We start from the raw sequence: 15,735 nt of genomic DNA, 5'->3' as shown, positions 1-15,735 counted from the left end.
AATGTCAGCAAATAAGTGCGCACCAGCTGTCGGACGCAAAAAATTAAGTTTCCTTGACAGCTTCTTAACCCTGTGGATTTTCCTTGCTATGGCTATAGGCGTGGCAATAGGATACTTAATTCCTTCCAGCGGAGATTTCATCAATTCTTTCTCCAGCGGAACTACAAACATTCCATTGGCAATAGGTCTGATCCTGATGATGTATCCACCTCTGGCAAAAGTAAAATACGAACAGATGGGACAGGTTTTTAGAAATACTAAAGTCTTGGGTGCTTCTTTATTCCTGAACTGGATTGTAGGCCCTGTTTTAATGTTTTTACTGGCGCTCCTGTTTTTAAACGGATACCCTGAATATATGATTGGGGTGATCCTTATTGGTCTGGCGCGCTGTATCGCAATGGTTGTGGTATGGAATGATCTGGCAGACGGAAACCGCGAATATGCTGCAGGACTTATTGCCCTTAACAGTATTTTTCAGGTGCTGCTTTACAGTGTATATGCATATATCTTTATAACCATTCTCCCTCCCTATTTTGGACATGATGGTTTCGAAGTGAACATCAGCATAGCTCAGATTGCAGAGAGTGTAGGTATTTACTTAGGAATTCCTTTTGCTCTTGGAATTATCAGCCGTTATGCTTTGATAGCTTTAAAAGGTTCTGAATGGCTTGAGAATAAATACGTACCATTTATCTCGCCAATTACACTTATTTCGTTGCTCTTTACAATCATTTTAATGTTCAGCCTGAAAGGAGAACTGATTGTTCAGATTCCAATGGATGTTGTGCGAATTGCTGTTCCTCTTATAATTTACTTTACTGTGATGTTTGTCATCAGTTTCTTTATCGGCAAATATTTTGGAGCTGACTATTCAAGGGCGACATCTATAGCCTTTACGGCCACAGGCAATAATTTTGAACTTGCCATTGCGGTGGCAATCGGCGTGTTTGGAATAAACAGCGGCCAGGCTTTTGCAGGTGTTATTGGTCCTTTGGTAGAAGTTCCTGCTCTTATAGCGTTGGTAAATCTTGCATTTTGGTTCAGAAAAAGATTTTATTCAAACTGAGCTTTGAGTCTCTTAATCTATTTTAAAAAACGAGAATGGAAAAAAAATCAAACAATTTTTAAAAAGCATTGAGCCTGTAAACAATAAAAAATTTGGAAATAAATACTATTCACAATCAGTTTTATATCATTTTAGGCAAATACATAAAGGCCCGTATAAATGATACCGACGACGCATCTGATGTTTTGCAGGAAGTTTTTATAAAGATAAACGAGAATTTAGGATCGCTGACGGATGATAGCAAATTAAAAAGCTGGATTTTCACAATCACAAGAAATTCTATTATTGATTATTATCGAAAAAGTTCCCATCAAAAAAAATCAGAACTCACGGAATGCATGATGCAAAAAACAATGCAGGAAACAGATTTTGATAATTCGCAAAGCCTAGACTGCTGCATTATAAATTTCATTGAGCGCCTTCCGGAGGAATATCAAGGAATTATCATGGATAGCGAAATACATGGAATCAAGCAGAAAGACTTAACCGAAAAATACAGCCTTGCCTACCCTTCCATTCGCTCTAGGGTGCAGAGAGGCAGATCCAAATTAAAGGAAATGCTGCTGGATTGCTGCAGTATTGAATTAGACCGCCGTGGGAATGTTATGAATGTTACGTCTAAAAAATCATGCAGCGGAGGAAAATGCTGATATCACCGGATCATTTACGGAAGATTCACATGTAAAAATTCAGGCTATTAGAAAAAAAATCAGCAAAGTCTGCATCATTTTTAGATTAGTACGTCTTAAATGGTATTAATCATTAAAAATTAAAATTATGAAAAACAAAATGTTCCTTACTCTCGCAGCAGTATTATTAACCGCTGGAAGCATCTTCGCTTATGCGAACTTATCAAAATCTGATGCTAAGAAAATCTGCACTGAAAAATGTTCAACGCATTGCTGCAATGACGATCCAGGAACTTGTGCACCGAAAGATTGCAAAAAGTAACTTTTTTTCATTTTACTACTTAAAAGACAACTCAAAAAGTTGTCTTTTTTTATCTGATAATCTATGAAATTTCCCAAAAAAATTAAGTTTACTTCTACAAATTTGATTTTGACTCATTTTTCATCTAGTATTTTACTAGCTTTTTCAAACAAAAGTTTGAAAGTACTTCAGAATAATAATTTAGGGAAACAAAAAAATCTATCTTTTTACCTATGATTTTTCTACGGCAGTAATTTTTATATCATCTTCTTGCAACGAATTTAAAAAATCGCTCGCATCAAATGCTTCTCCCAGTGTCTTTACTCCTTTTGAAGCCGTTTTTCCAGATAAAATTCTGTTCACCGCCTCTACAACTAAAGGAGCAGTCACAGCATAAATATCTTGCCCTTGTGCCGAAATTCTTTTTTCTTCATTATCTTTTAACGCAACGACCTCAAGACTAAATTGCTGTGAAGACCTGTTTTTTTCATCTATCGGTTTTGGCTCTGGCGTACTGTTGTTTCTAAGATCTTCTAAAGAGTTCTGGCTCAAGTACGTATTAACCGTATTCACTTTTAAATGGCTTGAAATCGTAATGATTTCTGAAAGAGGCAGACTTACCACTTCTTTGCTGCCTATTGGTTTTTTAAAATTCCATTCTTTTGAAGGAGTTGGCTCAAGTTCTGTTAAGCGATTGTCTTTGAATGTTAATCTTTTGTAGTGATTTCGATCTCCTGTCAATCTCGTCCCTTTTGTAGGATGCCAGGAATCCAGACCAATATACACGTTGATTTCATCTGTATGCTCCCACTCCTTTGTTAAGTGCGTCGCTAATATATCCGCCAATCCACCATAAAAGGCTACTGCTGGAATTACTAAAATTTCTTTATTTTTAGCTTCTTCTGAAAATTCATCAATAACATCCAACACTGGTTTTTGTTCTGCCGATAAATCAATATAGTGACTGCCAGATCTTAAAGCTGATTTAATTATAGGTGCTGCAGTATCTAAATTTGGGCCAGCTGCGTTTATAATAATTTTGGCATCTTTAAAAGCTTCGTCTAATGATTTTCGATTATTGATATCTGCCACTTTTATTTCTGAATCCGGAAAAAACGGAAGCAAAGCAGTCAATTTTTCCAAATCTCTTCCAGAGAGAATCAAATTTCTATAACCTTGTCTGTAAAGTTCTGCTACAATAAACTTTCCTGTGTGTCCATATGCTCCGTAAACTGCAATACTATTTTCCATAAATCGTGTTTTTTAGATATTACTCCATCAGATGATTATTAAATATTTGAAAGGTTGTTTTTTTTATTGCACAAGCATTAAGGTATTTTGTGTTGTGATTAATTGCTGCATTGATTGTTTCAGCTGGTCGCTCATTTCATTGATCAATTTTTGTTTTAATTGATACTCTTTTTTATTTTCAAAAGATGTGATTGAAACCAAAAGATTTTTGTCCTGAAAAGCCGGAAGTCTGGGAAAATCATTTTCTTGCATTTCACTAACCCAAAGTGTAGTATTATTGACCTCAATACTTTCTAAATAAGGTATATATTCAGTATTAAAAAGAGCAATTACTTTGTCTAATGTACTGTTGCAACTATAAAAATTTACCACAACAATTTTATGACTAACCTCCATAAAATTGACAGAAATACTTGTAGCAAGCGGACGTAGCAAATAAACGTTATCTGAATTGATCATCATGTCATTGGCTCCTTTTCCATAGTCTTTCCAAGTTTTACTGTCAACATAAAAATCATTTAGGAATTTTACTCTTGCTTCCATATCCTTAAAACCTCTAAACCAAACAAATCTATCATTTGCTCTATCAATTTTAAATTGTCCCAAAGTAAAGCCACCAAGATTATGCATTGGAGCGACAAAATACGTATTGAAGTACTTTTTAAACTCGTCAGTCATATTAGGCATTAATAAATAATTGCGAAGCTCTAATACTCTAATGTGTTGATTATTTGATTGTTGGATATTTGTCATAATTCTAAATTCTTAAAATGATTAAAAATGGAGCAAAAACAATCTATCACGAATAAAAATCAGAATCTGTTTGATAAATTATGTTAATAATTCCTCTAACAAAGAAAAGAATATAATATCTTTACCACAAGTACGTACAAAAAAGTACCCTACATACCAAAACCATACTAATACTGAAAATCAGCATTTTAAAAATAAAAAAAATGGAAAAAAAAATAAACATAAAAGCATATTGCCCTGTTGATTACGCTTTTCAGCGAATTGGAGGAAAATATAAAGGGCGGATTTTGTGGTCGTTAAAAGATGACATCTTGCGCTATGGCGAACTAAAAAAAGCCATTGAAGGAATCACGCCAAAAATGCTCACACAGACTTTAAAAGAATTAGAAGCTGACGGATTGATTTTCAGAAAAGTATATCTCGAAGTACCGCCTCGAGTTGAATATTCGTTGTCTGAAACAGGTATTGAGTTAATTCCTTTCATCAATCAAATGAGTGCTTGGGCTGAAAAGCAAATGGCTTTGATTGAGATTTAAAATGCAATAAAATAGCATCGAGAATTTGAAAGTTGCCGTGGAAAAAAGTCATTATTATACGAGATACTAAAAGTTGTAATTAGGCAGAAATTTTACTATTCAAAATCAAAGATGCTTTTAAAAATTTAACTCTTACAATACATGCAAACCGCTCTGAAATCAAAAATAAAAGTAATTATCTTCCAAAGTCTGCTTCCTTAAATCATTCATAAAATGGTTTCTAACAATAACAAGATTCTAAAAACACTAAAACCCGCTAATAGCGGGTTTTTACTGAACATTATTTTAAGAACCCGAAACTTTAGCTAGCAGATTTGTTTTTGTTCTAATAGAAGTATTAATTTTTACACAAACTTCAAATTTGCAGATTTCTTTGACTTATATCCCATATAAATGATCACACAAAAAGAAAAGACTAAATAAAAGAGGTTTTCTTTTTTATCATCTATCTTTATTCCTTCACTTTAAAAACTTTATAAAATACAAAGAGAATCCCTAGCCAAATCGGAATCAACTCTACAGATATCTCCATATTCGTCATCCACATAATGGCTAAAATACCTAATAAAAAGGCGAAACAAATGTAATTGCTTACCGGATAAAATATAGAAGCAAACTTCGTTTTGGTGTTTTCCTTGTCTTTCGTTTGTCTAAATTTTAAATGCGTGTACGAAATCATAACCCAGTTAATAACCAAGCAAGAGACTACTAAAGACATTAAAATGCTAAAAGCTTCTTCTGGAATTACTTTATTTATTAAAATACAAATCGCGGCAAAACAAGAAGAAATTAAAATAGCATTAACAGGCACTGAATGTTTGTTTAACTTCTTTAAAAACCTTGGCGCGCTTCCTTGATCAGCTAAGCCAAATAACATTCGGGAGTTACTGTAAACACTGCTGTTATAAACTGATAAAGCGGCGGTTAATACAATTAAATTAAGCACATTGGCAATCAGGCTAGTAAAAAATATTTTGTAACCAAACAACTCAAATTCCATTCCGTTTAAGTTTTGAAAAACCATCACAAACGGACTACTGTCTGTCGTAATTTGTCTCCACGGTGACAAAGCAAATAAAATCACTAATGCCCCAACATAAAATATCAGAATTCTGTAAATAACCTGATTGGTCGCTGTTGGAATGTTTTTTTCTGGATTTTCAGCCTCAGCTGCGGTAATTCCAATTAGTTCTAATCCGCCAAAAGAAAACATAATCAGTGCCATTGCAGACAATAATCCTTGAAAATCTCCTTTTCCTGTTCTTTCAAAAAAACCTTTTGGAAAGAAACCTCCATCGTTATACAAATTATGAATTGTAGCATGCTCTCCTCCCGTTCCGCTTATTAGCAAATAAGTTCCAAAAAGAATCATCGCAATAATCGCAACTACTTTTATGATGGAAAACCAAAATTCGGTTTCTCCGTATACTTTTACAGAAGCAAAATTCAAAGCATTAATCACCAAAAAGAAAAACAAACTGGATGCCCAAAGCGGAATTTCAGGCCACCAAAACTGTACATAAACGCCAATGGCTGTAAGTTCGGCCATACTCACTAGAATATACAAAATCCAATAATTCCAACCTGAGGCAAAACCGGCAAATGAACCGCAATATTTATAAGCAAAATAGCTAAAACTTCCTGAAACAGGCTCTTCAACAACCATTTCTCCAAGTTGTCTCATTATGAAAAAAGCGATAATTCCGGCAATAGCATATCCTAAAATAACCGATGGCCCTGCTAATACGGCCGCTGGACCAATGCCAAGGAAAAGACCTGTTCCTATAGAACCTCCTAAGGCAATTAACTGAATATGTCGGTTTGTTAGTCCACGTTTAAGCTGAGTCTCTTCTGCAGCATCATGATTATTTTTCACAGATTAGGTTTTTAGGAATTAAATGTTTTCAGAAATGTATAAAAAGCGAAGATAAGTTAAAAATGGAATTAGGCAAAGCTTCCTCTACTCCTAATCTTTAGAAAAAGTAAACCCTTTAAAAGTCTTTTAAAGGGTTTTACATATTTAAAATGTTAAAGTCATATCATGCCAGACTTCTCCGCCATGTACCGAGGCCGAAACTCCCCTATCAACAAAACCAAAACGCTGATAATACGGAATTAAAGCCGTTTTGCAAGTTAAGATTACGCCCTTACGATTTTCTTTTTTTGACTCTGCAATTAAATGATTCATCAGTTGCGTAGCAAAACCTTGATTTCTGTGGTGTGGCGCAACAGCAATTCCGAAAATGCTTTGCCATTTTCCGTTTTTATCATGAAGCTCCGCGTCTCCAAATAAGTCGTCGCTTATCGTTTCTTGATTCGTTACCATTCCGTTTACAAAACCCATCAATTCACCGTTTGATTCTAACAGCCAAAAATGCTCGGGATAAACTTGTATTCTTTTGGTAAATGACTCCGCTGTAGCTGCTTCATTTGGTGGAAAACAAACATTTTCTACAACAGTTACCGCTTCAAGATCATTTAATGTTGCATTTCTAAAGGTAATCATGGCTCTTTTTTTATGCAAAAATAAACAAGAGTAAGTGATATAACTGTTAAATTATATAAACCTCCGGCTGAATTCTATAATTAAAAAGGCTGCAGTATATTATAATTTTGAATAAAGATTATAAACAAACCTAATAACATATTATGAAATCATTAATAGATCTGCACCACACTTTCAACTCAAATAAATCTTCTGCTATTTTCTCTAATAATAATTATATAGATGCAGAATTTCATACTGAAAAACAGTATGCATCTCAATTCATTAATTTATATCAGAAACATGAAGATGAGCCAGATTTTGACTGCGAATTTTTACCAGGTATTAGTTGTAATCTAGAATCAATTTATTAGTACTCCAAAATTCTCGTCATCTTATCGACAAAAAAAGCCAACGTCTTAGAGTTTAAGCGGACTGGATGAAAAATCCGAAAATTTAGAAATTAATTCCGAAGGCTCTACATATTGCGAATTCTTGCTGATCTTTCCGTCTCTGATGACGTAAGGATGCGTGAGCAATATATCGGCAAGTGTATTTGAACTGAAGCTATTTATATCGTACATGCATATGAGTGATACGGCGTGTTTTGGAGTAAGCACATTCAAGCTCGCCTCGTATTCTAAAAGTTCATCAGTTCCTGGCAAATTTTTGAGAGCCCAGACCATATCGCCGCAAGCCCTTACACTTTCATAACCCGATCTCGATGCCGATAATAAGGTCTGTTCGAGCATTGTATACATTTTTTCAGCAGCAAACTCGCCATCCTTTATGTAAGTATTTTCAGAAGCCAATACTTCGAGTTGACCACTCGCTAGTTTTTCGGCAATTGATATTCCACTATCAGCCAAACATCTGCAATGCTCACCATGGCGATTTCCTTCAAGAATGTTAATCACTTTGTCATTTGCTTTCAAACCCTCCATAATATAAGGAACTATTACCTCATATTGTTGCTCTTTTGAATCAAAAAATCCACAAATGTGCATTGGAGCCGACAAGGATTCCCCACATACCGAAAAAGATGTTTGTTTGTTCATACATCAAATATAAGCAATTAATTTCCTACAGCACAAATAATTTCTTCTTAACAAATCAACAGCAGCCTATATTCGCCTTCATTTTCTATTGGAGCTCGATGAATACAAGGAAGTACCTTTTGTTTTGGATGATCCACAGCCAGTCGCCAAAGATGCATCTGTCCTAAATTGATAGGTTCAGCATCTTCATCCAACTGATAATGCAAATCAAAGTAATTCTCTTTTAAAAACTCTTCAAATTCTTCCTCTGTTCCATCATGAAGCTCTCTTAGTTTTTCGCGAACTTCTGGAATCACTATTTTTTGTTTTGCTTGCGAATTATAAACAATATCACTTGATGCTCCGTGATAAGTACACAAAAAAGTATCTGTTGCAATGGGAGAGCGATCTACATGAAAGGAATACACATCGGTAGATATGAAATCAAATTCGTCATCGCGCTCATAACATTTCAACAAATTAAGGGATGGCGATGCTCCAAAATCAGTTAATAATTGAAGATCATTTAAAATTATTTCCCTAGCTAGATTTCCTTTTTCTGATAATTGGAGTGCTTGTAAAGCTTTAGGTGAAATTTCAGTTATATTTTCTTTTAAAGATAGCTTGGCAACAATTTCGTTAAAATCGCCATCCAAACTTCTGTACCAGCAGAGTGCATTCATTTCTCCTTTAAAATCGGTATTTACAAGTTCGGAAAAAGTGGAAACAACACCTATTTGATTTTTGACAGAAAATATATTGCTCATTAGTATAAAATAAGAAGCTAGTTACTTCACGGAGTACAAAATTATGCAATAGTTAGTTAGTTGTAGCATTTTTATAGCAGTTTTGGAATTGGCTTTTTATAATTCTTTTTGACATCAACAAATCAAATTTTCAGCTGTTTTACCAACCCTAGCAAGCTACTGATTTACAGGATTCAAAAAACTTAAATGCTCTTTTTTCAGCATATGAATAGGTAGAATTACGGAGCGGAAAAGCACAATGCCCTCCATATTTTGGAGTTTCAAGATAAACATATGCGCTCTCCTGAGCGATAGCTCTTGGATAACATCTTTCACTTAAAAAAGGATCGTCAAGCGAATTGATAATCAAAACCGGTGTCGTTATGTTTACAAGCGAAAATTCAGGAGAAACGCGTTGATAGTAATCATCTCGACTAGCAAAACCATGCAAAGGCGCAGTGAAATACTGGTCAACTTCATCAAAAGAAGAAATTTTGTCAATCTGATCACTATTTATAAAATCCGGAAATTGTGCTGCTTTATACTTTAGCTTTTTCTTGATGTCTATTGTAAAGTTTTTCAAGTAAACTCTATTAAAACCCTGTTTAAGTACTTCTGCACTTGTTGCAATATGAGTTGGCACTGAAATCGAAACAGCCGCTTTTATGCGTTCATCCACCTTTGTCCATCCCAAATAATTCAGCAACTGAACACCCCCCATCGAATATCCAATCAAATAAACATCTTTGAATCCTTTTTTCAAAACAAACTGAACCACTTCATCAAGATCGTCAACAGCACCGTGATGATAAAGTCTTGGCAAACGGTTCATTTCTCCTCCACAAGTCCTATTATTCCAAGCAAAAACCGAAAACTCTTTTTGCAGAAAATACGCCGCACAGCTATTATTATACGTTCTTCGAGAATCACCCTCAAGTCCATGACACAAAATAACTGCTTTTGAGGAATCATTTAAAACATAGTCGATATTGATAAAATCGCCATCATTCAATTCCAGCTTTTCTCTCGTGTATTCAGGCACATCAAACTTTTTAAACAAAGCGGCATAAATAGTTGAAACATGCCTATTGCGATGCATAATAGAAGGAAAATTATAATCTGATTGTTCAATTATCGGCATGACAAAAAGTTTTGTGGTACTTATTACAAATCTAAGAAATGAATCAATATGTAGTTTAATTCTTCGTTTTTTTCTTTCAAATCTTTATGTTTTTAACACTACAGCAACTTAGAAAAGAAAGCAATATGAAAATTTAAAAAGTCCTTTTGAAAATTGTATAAAATTACGAGATAGGAAACGAATTATCTTTAAATATAGTCTTACTAAATATAACTTCAACTAAAAACATTTATTATGAACTCCCAAAAAAACAACTACATACTGCCAGAAATAGAATCTCAAACATTTTCAAATAAAGAAAAGCTTTTATTGAATTACGATGCCTATTTGCAGGGCTCACTCGCCAATGCTCTCACATTACAAAATTATTATAGTATGGAGCTCGAAGAAGATCTTGAAGATGACTTTGAAGCTGAATATGACGAAAATGATTGGGAAGAAGAAGAAGAAGAAGAAGAAGAAGAAGAAGAAGAAGAAGAAGAAAATGATGATGAAGAACAAGAAAATGATGAAAATGTTCCTGAACCCGAAACTTTTTCCGATGATGGCCTAAAAGTCGATTAAGCAAATGCTTGAACTTATTGAACAAAAAAGATAAATAGAAACTCAAGTAATATCAGTTAAAAAGCTGTAAAACAAATAGTTCAACAGTCAAAAAAAATCACTATTTTTAACTAACATTCATTTCTTTACTATGACTGATACATCTCAACTTCGAAGCTCCATTTTCAGACATCTCGACGGTTTAGCTGTTGCTCCAGTAGCAATCGCATTAAAAAACAAAGCAGTTTTAGATTATCTCCTAAGAAAAGAGCAAACAAAATTGGCGGAGCTCACATCAGCTTTTAAGGCAAATGAAGGCTATTTGAATGTTGGTTTGCGGATTTTAGCTTCGCAAGGATTTTTGGATTATCACGTTGATAACGCTACTCAGGAAATTATAATTTCTGTAAATCAGAAAACAAAAATTGCTTTTTCTCTGTTTTATCTTTATGAAGATGTTGTTGATTTGCTTCAGTTTTCATCTCATTTTCATCCACGGCTTTTTGAAGATGCACCGTTTGAAAAACTTAACGTCATTTTCGAGAAATATAAAAAGAATTACGAAATACAATCTTCAAATGACAACCTGAGCAATGCGATCCAAAATCAAATTTTAAAACACATTGAAGGTTATTTAATTGGTCCAACGATAGTTCGTCTGGCAATGAAAGGAATGTTTCATAAATACTTTATGGAAACGTCTTTCAAACCGGAGGAATTTCATAAATCTCCTGATAATTTTAAAAAAATACTAGACTTCTTTACACATCTGGGATGGTTTTTAGAAAAAAAAGGCAACTATCAATTCACCGAAGTGGGCTTGTTTTTTGCAAAAAGAGCCAGTGCCTATGGAGTAACTGTTTCGTATTTGCCAACATTTGCCAAAATTGAAGAATTGATGTTTGGCGATCCAACGGTTTTAAGAATGATAGCCGATGGTGAAAATGAAATTCATGTCGATCGTGAAATGAACGTTTGGGGGAGCGGAGGCGCGCATGATACTTATTTTAAGGTTGTAGATGAAATTATTGTCAAACTATTTAATTTGCCAATTGAAGAACAGCCAAAGGGAATTTTAGACATGGGATGCGGAAATGGTGCTTTTTTGCAACACATCTTCGAGGTAATTGACCGACAGACTTTAAGAGGGAAAATACTTGATGAATATCCTTTATTTTTAGTTGGAGCCGATTATAATCAAGCTGCGCTGAAAGTAACAAGAGCCAATCTTATTAAAGCAGACATTTGGGCAAAAGTTATTTGGGGCGATATTGGCCGTCCAGATTTGCTCTCAGATGATTTGAGAGAAAATTATAATATTGACCTAAAAGACTTGCTCAACGTGAGAACCTTTCTGGATCACAACAGAATTTGGGAAAATCCAAAAAAAATAAATACAGAAAGAATCAGCAGTTCTACTGGTGCATTTGCTTTTAGAGGAAAAAGAATCAGCAACAATCTTGTTGAAGATAATTTGTTAGAGCATTTACAAAAATGGTCGCCTTATGTACGAAAATTTGGACTGCTTTTAATCGAACTGCATACTATAAATCCAAAACTTACCGCAGAAAATATAGGCAAAACGCCAGCGACTGCATATGACGCCACACATGGTTTTTCTGACCAATATATTGTTGAAATTGATGTTTTTAATAAAATTGCTGCTGAAGCAGGTTTATTTCCTGACCCCTCTTTTTTCAGAAGATTTCCTGATGCTGAAACCGCAACTGTTAGCATTAATTTATTGAAGGGGAATTAAAATTAATTTTGCTCTAAAGATTATTTTGTATATTAAAATGCTTTATATAAACTTTTTATTAAACAAAAAATTTAGCATGCAGATCACTTGGACATAATGCAACAAAATCATTATTTAGTCTAGGGTTTTCTCTAAACATAATTCTTCGTGCTTCATTATATTTATCTTTTGGGACAATTATATAATATTTTCTATAGATTGGAACAGAAGTTCCCAATGCCCTAGTTGATCCAATTGCTTTCCCTCGTAGACTTAACTTATCCAATCTCATAAAAGAAGTACTATTTAATTTTAATTCAGCAAAAACTAAAAACTTTTCATTATTATTTTCGTTAATTGCAAAAATTACATCTACAGATTTATTTTTATTCCCAAGACTTCTTCCATCTAATACACAAAAATGATTCTCCAAATAATCCCCATTAATTATCTCATTTTCTTCGTTATGAAATGGAGAAGACGCCTCTAGTTTACATCCATCTCTTAAAAATAAATCATAAGCATTTTCAATAATAGCAGGAAAACAAACTGATTTTTCGTGACCGATTGTTGTGTTTTTACAATATTTCATCACTATTACCGTATAAATCCATTCTATCTAAAGCGATATTAAAAGATGCAAAAATTGGGTCTATATCCTGTGCCAAGGGTATAAAATTATAGGAAGAAGGCTTTATTTTTTCAGCTAAATAATAATTTAAGTTTTGGCTAATTTCTTCCTTTTCCGAAATGTATTTAATTGCACTTACCATATCAGGATTATGACTAGCAATAAGAAATTTAGTACCTATAAATTTATTCATCAAAACAATTAATCGAGCATATTCTATAATCCATTGTGGGTGCAAATGTGATTCAGGCTCATCAATTATTAAAAGTGTTTTATTACTAATGACTCCATTTTTCAGCAACAATTGAATAATACTAAAAGATTTTACTCCTGTTGCACAATCTAACAAGTCATAAACTGTACCTTCTTTTGTTTTGAAAGTGTAACTATTATTAGCCAAAAAATTACTGTCGTAGTTAGCTTCACCATCTAATATTTCATCTCTGATGATGTCTGAAAAAAAATTCTTATTATGACTACTTCCATCAAAATCTCTAATTATATTATTCAAATCTTCCCAGTGATTATTCTCTAATGTTTCAACACCTAATAGCATCGGAGTATCAATATATATAACATCTTGAATAATATACGGTATAGCCAGATTATTTTTTGTAAAACTCACAATTTCTTGACCAAATTCTGAAACACTAAATTTCTTAGGAAGATTGTCATCATGAAAAATATTAATTAACTCATTTTTAAAAATTGTAGTTGACCTTGATTTTTTAAATCCTGTAGCCTCTTTAAATAATTCATCAACATGTTCTTTTACAATTTCGAAAAGTTCTGATGTTCTATTAACATTTGCAAAAGACTTTTTTGTAATATCGTTTACAATATATTTCAATCTATTAATAACTTGTATATCTACATTTTCTTCAAAATCAAAATTTGAAGAAATCTGTATTTTTGTAATAATATCAATTAACCTATCAATATTATTACTACTCAATCTACCATATTCAAATTCACGCTTAATTATACTAAGCTCATTTTGCAATTCATTCCTTAAAAGCCGATCATTTTTTTTATTTAATAAATCATTTATTGAAATACGCAAAAAAGTATAAATATTTTCTAATTCATGGTTTAAGCCTTCACTAATTATACCGTCGATATTTGTGATTGTCTTATATAAATAATAAACTAATTTTGAGATTGTGCTTTTTCCAGAGCCATTTTCTCCAGCTATGACTGTAATGCCATCAATAGAAATTTCCGCTTTATTAACAGCTCTAAAATTTTCTATATTGATATTGAGATTTGAAGTGTTTTGCATACTAGGGAGTCTACTTACATTTTTGAAGTAAACAAAAATATAAAAATAATCCTTATTAAAAGCTACAATTATTTTTTATATACTATTATTTTATCGAAAAAAGATATCTAAAACATTTTTTTTATTATATTTTGTTCTTATCATCTTCAAAATCATATGATATCAAAAACACAAAGGAATTATCTTTTTCTCTTTTAAATGAGATTTAATGTTTTAGTAATTATAAAACAGTAATTTTACCTACAGAAATATAGCAATAATTTCATGCAAAACAAAAAAAACTCCAAAATCAAATGACTTTGGAGTTTTTTATATCAATATTTTTAAAATATTACATTTCGTTCAAGTCGTTGAACTCGTGTAAAGATTTTAATGTGCTTTCGTAAAATAAGATAGCTGCGATAAGGTTTCCTTTATCAGAGTAAGGCATCATTTTTCTTTGAAAATCCACTGTTGTGTCTAAGAAAGTAGCTGTACCAACTGCTTGAGTATCTAATACTTTTTTGTGCTCATTATCGTCTGGAATACCTAAGTCTGCCATTGTAACTCCCGGTTTTGTAACCAAAGCAATGTAAGGAAGTGTTTTCACTAAAACTTTAATACGCTCAATGTACAATTCTAAAAGTTCTCCTTTTTGCATACCGCTCAATTCTTTTTGATCATGGTATTTACGGATTAGGGCTGTTGTACTGATAATACTTCTTGGAGCATTTTTTGCCTGAGCTGATACTGCTACAGTAGCCAAGAAGCAAAGGAAACTTAGTAAAAAGATCTTGCTTTTCATTTGTTAGTAGATTTGGTTAATGGTGTTTCGAAACAAAAATATATAAATTAACTTAAATTGCAACGGTATTGATTTCTTTTTTGCAATTAAATTTTCGGTTATATATATTTATAGGTTAAATATTACAAATTATTAAAAAATCAATCTTAAATTCTTATGACTTTATGATTCTGAAACGCCCCGGGTATTTGATCCAGATACTTTTCTTGTTGCCATAATAGTCCATATATTCTTCACAAACAAATACTGCATGAGCCGTTGACCATGCTACAACACCACAGAATTCACTTCCTGCTTCTCGTTTTAATTTCTCGATTTGTTTGCCTTTTTGAAATCCTAAATATTTATAAATCGTGGGTGTATATACTTCGCCGCTTTCTAAATCTTCTAAAGCTTTGTCAAAAGTTTCTTCTTTGTCAATAATCTGTTTGTATTTTGCCATTACAGCATAAGTCAAAATCGCATATTCGATTATTTTTTCGTTTTCACAATTATCTTTAATACAAACAAAATCAGCAGAAATTTTCGCTTTGCTTATTTCGTCATTATTTAAAGTAAAAGACTCATTATTTTTTAAGGTAATTTTTTGTTCAGTCTCGCTTAATTTTTCTGTGACAAAAAGATTGTCTAATCCATAAATATTTAAAGAAGCTTTGATAAAAGCAATCGATGAACAGTTTGTACGTTCTCCCTGTTTAAAGCTTTCGAATATTTTATCTGAACTTAATTGACCGTAAGAATTGGAACAGACAAACACTATAAATAAAAATATTGAAGTAACAGATTTCATTGTTTTTAGAATTTAATTGTTT

The 15,735-nt window shown here is 32.8% G+C and carries 17 protein-coding genes; 6 read left to right on the top strand and 11 right to left on the bottom strand.

The genetic code is table 11. The features are described from left to right. Nucleotide 1: 1 nt before the first annotated feature. The 3 genes from arsB to H600_RS22955 all read left to right on the top strand — a co-directional run bounded on the left by arsB (nucleotide 2) and on the right by H600_RS22955 (nucleotide 2,017). Nucleotides 2-1,066, top strand: a complete 1,065-nt coding sequence (arsB, locus tag H600_RS0115890) for an ACR3 family arsenite efflux transporter (protein ID WP_026729715.1) — start codon at nucleotides 2-4, stop codon at nucleotides 1,064-1,066. A 92-nt stretch (nucleotides 1,067-1,158) separates the two neighbouring features. Beyond that, entirely contained in the window at nucleotides 1,159-1,716 is a 558-nt protein-coding gene (gene sigZ, locus H600_RS0115885) for an RNA polymerase sigma factor SigZ (RefSeq protein ID WP_026729714.1), read from the top strand. Nucleotides 1,717-1,843: 127 nt separating this feature from the next. After that, nucleotides 1,844-2,017, top strand: a complete 174-nt coding sequence (locus H600_RS22955) for a hypothetical protein (protein WP_157509934.1) — start codon at nucleotides 1,844-1,846, stop codon at nucleotides 2,015-2,017. Nucleotides 2,018-2,227: 210 nt separating this feature from the next. On the opposite strand, the gene H600_RS0115870 is transcribed toward H600_RS22955, so the two are convergent. After that, nucleotides 2,228-3,247, bottom strand: coding sequence for a saccharopine dehydrogenase family protein (locus tag H600_RS0115870; protein WP_026729713.1), 1,020 nt, complete (start codon nucleotides 3,245-3,247; stop codon nucleotides 2,228-2,230). A gap of 63 nt (nucleotides 3,248-3,310) precedes the next feature. Beyond that, nucleotides 3,311-4,000, bottom strand: a complete 690-nt coding sequence (locus H600_RS22585; RefSeq protein WP_051234438.1) for an NIPSNAP family protein — start codon at nucleotides 3,998-4,000, stop codon at nucleotides 3,311-3,313. A gap of 203 nt (nucleotides 4,001-4,203) precedes the next feature. Here H600_RS22585 and H600_RS0115860 point away from each other — a divergent pair, with 203 nt between their 5' ends. Beyond that, nucleotides 4,204-4,536 carry a winged helix-turn-helix transcriptional regulator gene (locus H600_RS0115860; RefSeq protein ID WP_026729712.1) on the top strand — a complete coding sequence of 111 codons (333 nt, stop codon included), beginning with the start codon at nucleotides 4,204-4,206 and terminating at the stop codon, nucleotides 4,534-4,536. A 451-nt stretch (nucleotides 4,537-4,987) separates the two neighbouring features. Here H600_RS0115860 and H600_RS0115855 read toward each other — a convergent pair whose 3' ends face one another. The 5 genes from H600_RS0115855 to H600_RS0115830 form a co-directional block, all read right to left on the bottom strand. Further along, entirely contained in the window at nucleotides 4,988-6,412 is a 1,425-nt protein-coding gene (locus H600_RS0115855) for an amino acid permease (RefSeq protein ID WP_026729711.1), read from the bottom strand. A 144-nt stretch (nucleotides 6,413-6,556) separates the two neighbouring features. Continuing rightward, a complete protein-coding gene (locus tag H600_RS0115850) occupies nucleotides 6,557-7,042 on the bottom strand; it encodes a GNAT family N-acetyltransferase (RefSeq protein WP_035108690.1) in 486 nt (161 codons plus the stop codon). Between the two features lie 398 nt (nucleotides 7,043-7,440). Next, nucleotides 7,441-8,079 (bottom strand): MEDS domain-containing protein, encoded by a 639-nt coding sequence (locus H600_RS0115840; RefSeq protein ID WP_026729708.1) that lies wholly within the window; start codon nucleotides 8,077-8,079, stop codon nucleotides 7,441-7,443. Nucleotides 8,080-8,126: 47 nt separating this feature from the next. Beyond that, a complete protein-coding gene (locus H600_RS0115835) occupies nucleotides 8,127-8,825 on the bottom strand; it encodes a hypothetical protein (RefSeq protein ID WP_026729707.1) in 699 nt (232 codons plus the stop codon). 148 nt (nucleotides 8,826-8,973) lie between these two features. Next, nucleotides 8,974-9,945 (bottom strand): YheT family hydrolase, encoded by a 972-nt coding sequence (locus tag H600_RS0115830; RefSeq protein WP_035108689.1) that lies wholly within the window; start codon nucleotides 9,943-9,945, stop codon nucleotides 8,974-8,976. Nucleotides 9,946-10,320: 375 nt separating this feature from the next. Here H600_RS0115830 and H600_RS22950 point away from each other — a divergent pair, with 375 nt between their 5' ends. After that, nucleotides 10,321-10,509: a hypothetical protein gene (locus tag H600_RS22950; RefSeq protein WP_157509933.1), complete on the top strand. Its 189-nt coding sequence runs from the start codon at nucleotides 10,321-10,323 to the stop codon at nucleotides 10,507-10,509. A gap of 130 nt (nucleotides 10,510-10,639) precedes the next feature. Continuing rightward, complete coding sequence (locus tag H600_RS0115820) at nucleotides 10,640-12,247, top strand: class I SAM-dependent methyltransferase (RefSeq protein ID WP_026729704.1); 1,608 nt, start codon at nucleotides 10,640-10,642, stop codon at nucleotides 12,245-12,247. A 58-nt stretch (nucleotides 12,248-12,305) separates the two neighbouring features. On the opposite strand, the gene H600_RS0115815 is transcribed toward H600_RS0115820, so the two are convergent. The 4 genes from H600_RS0115815 to H600_RS0115800 form a co-directional block, all read right to left on the bottom strand. Next, on the bottom strand, nucleotides 12,306-12,818 hold the full coding sequence (locus H600_RS0115815) for a hypothetical protein (protein ID WP_026729703.1): 513 nt from the start codon (nucleotides 12,816-12,818) through the stop codon (nucleotides 12,306-12,308). After that, nucleotides 12,805-14,139, bottom strand: a complete 1,335-nt coding sequence (locus H600_RS0115810; RefSeq protein WP_026729702.1) for an AAA family ATPase — start codon at nucleotides 14,137-14,139, stop codon at nucleotides 12,805-12,807. The genes H600_RS0115815 and H600_RS0115810 overlap by 14 nt, the downstream gene beginning before the upstream one ends. 331 nt (nucleotides 14,140-14,470) lie before the next feature. After that, complete coding sequence (locus H600_RS0115805; protein WP_026729701.1) at nucleotides 14,471-14,923, bottom strand: hypothetical protein; 453 nt, start codon at nucleotides 14,921-14,923, stop codon at nucleotides 14,471-14,473. A gap of 154 nt (nucleotides 14,924-15,077) precedes the next feature. After that, the gene (locus tag H600_RS0115800) at nucleotides 15,078-15,713 is read right to left on the bottom strand and encodes a hypothetical protein (RefSeq protein ID WP_026729700.1); all 636 of its coding nucleotides are present in this window, start codon (nucleotides 15,711-15,713) and stop codon (nucleotides 15,078-15,080) included. Nucleotides 15,714-15,735: the final 22 nt, after the last annotated feature.

The organism is Flavobacterium denitrificans DSM 15936 (genome assembly GCF_000425445.1).
Classification (GTDB): domain Bacteria; phylum Bacteroidota; class Bacteroidia; order Flavobacteriales; family Flavobacteriaceae; genus Flavobacterium; species Flavobacterium denitrificans.
The sequence above is the reverse complement of the archived record's forward strand: the minus strand, read 5'-3'. Positions and strand labels throughout refer to the sequence as shown.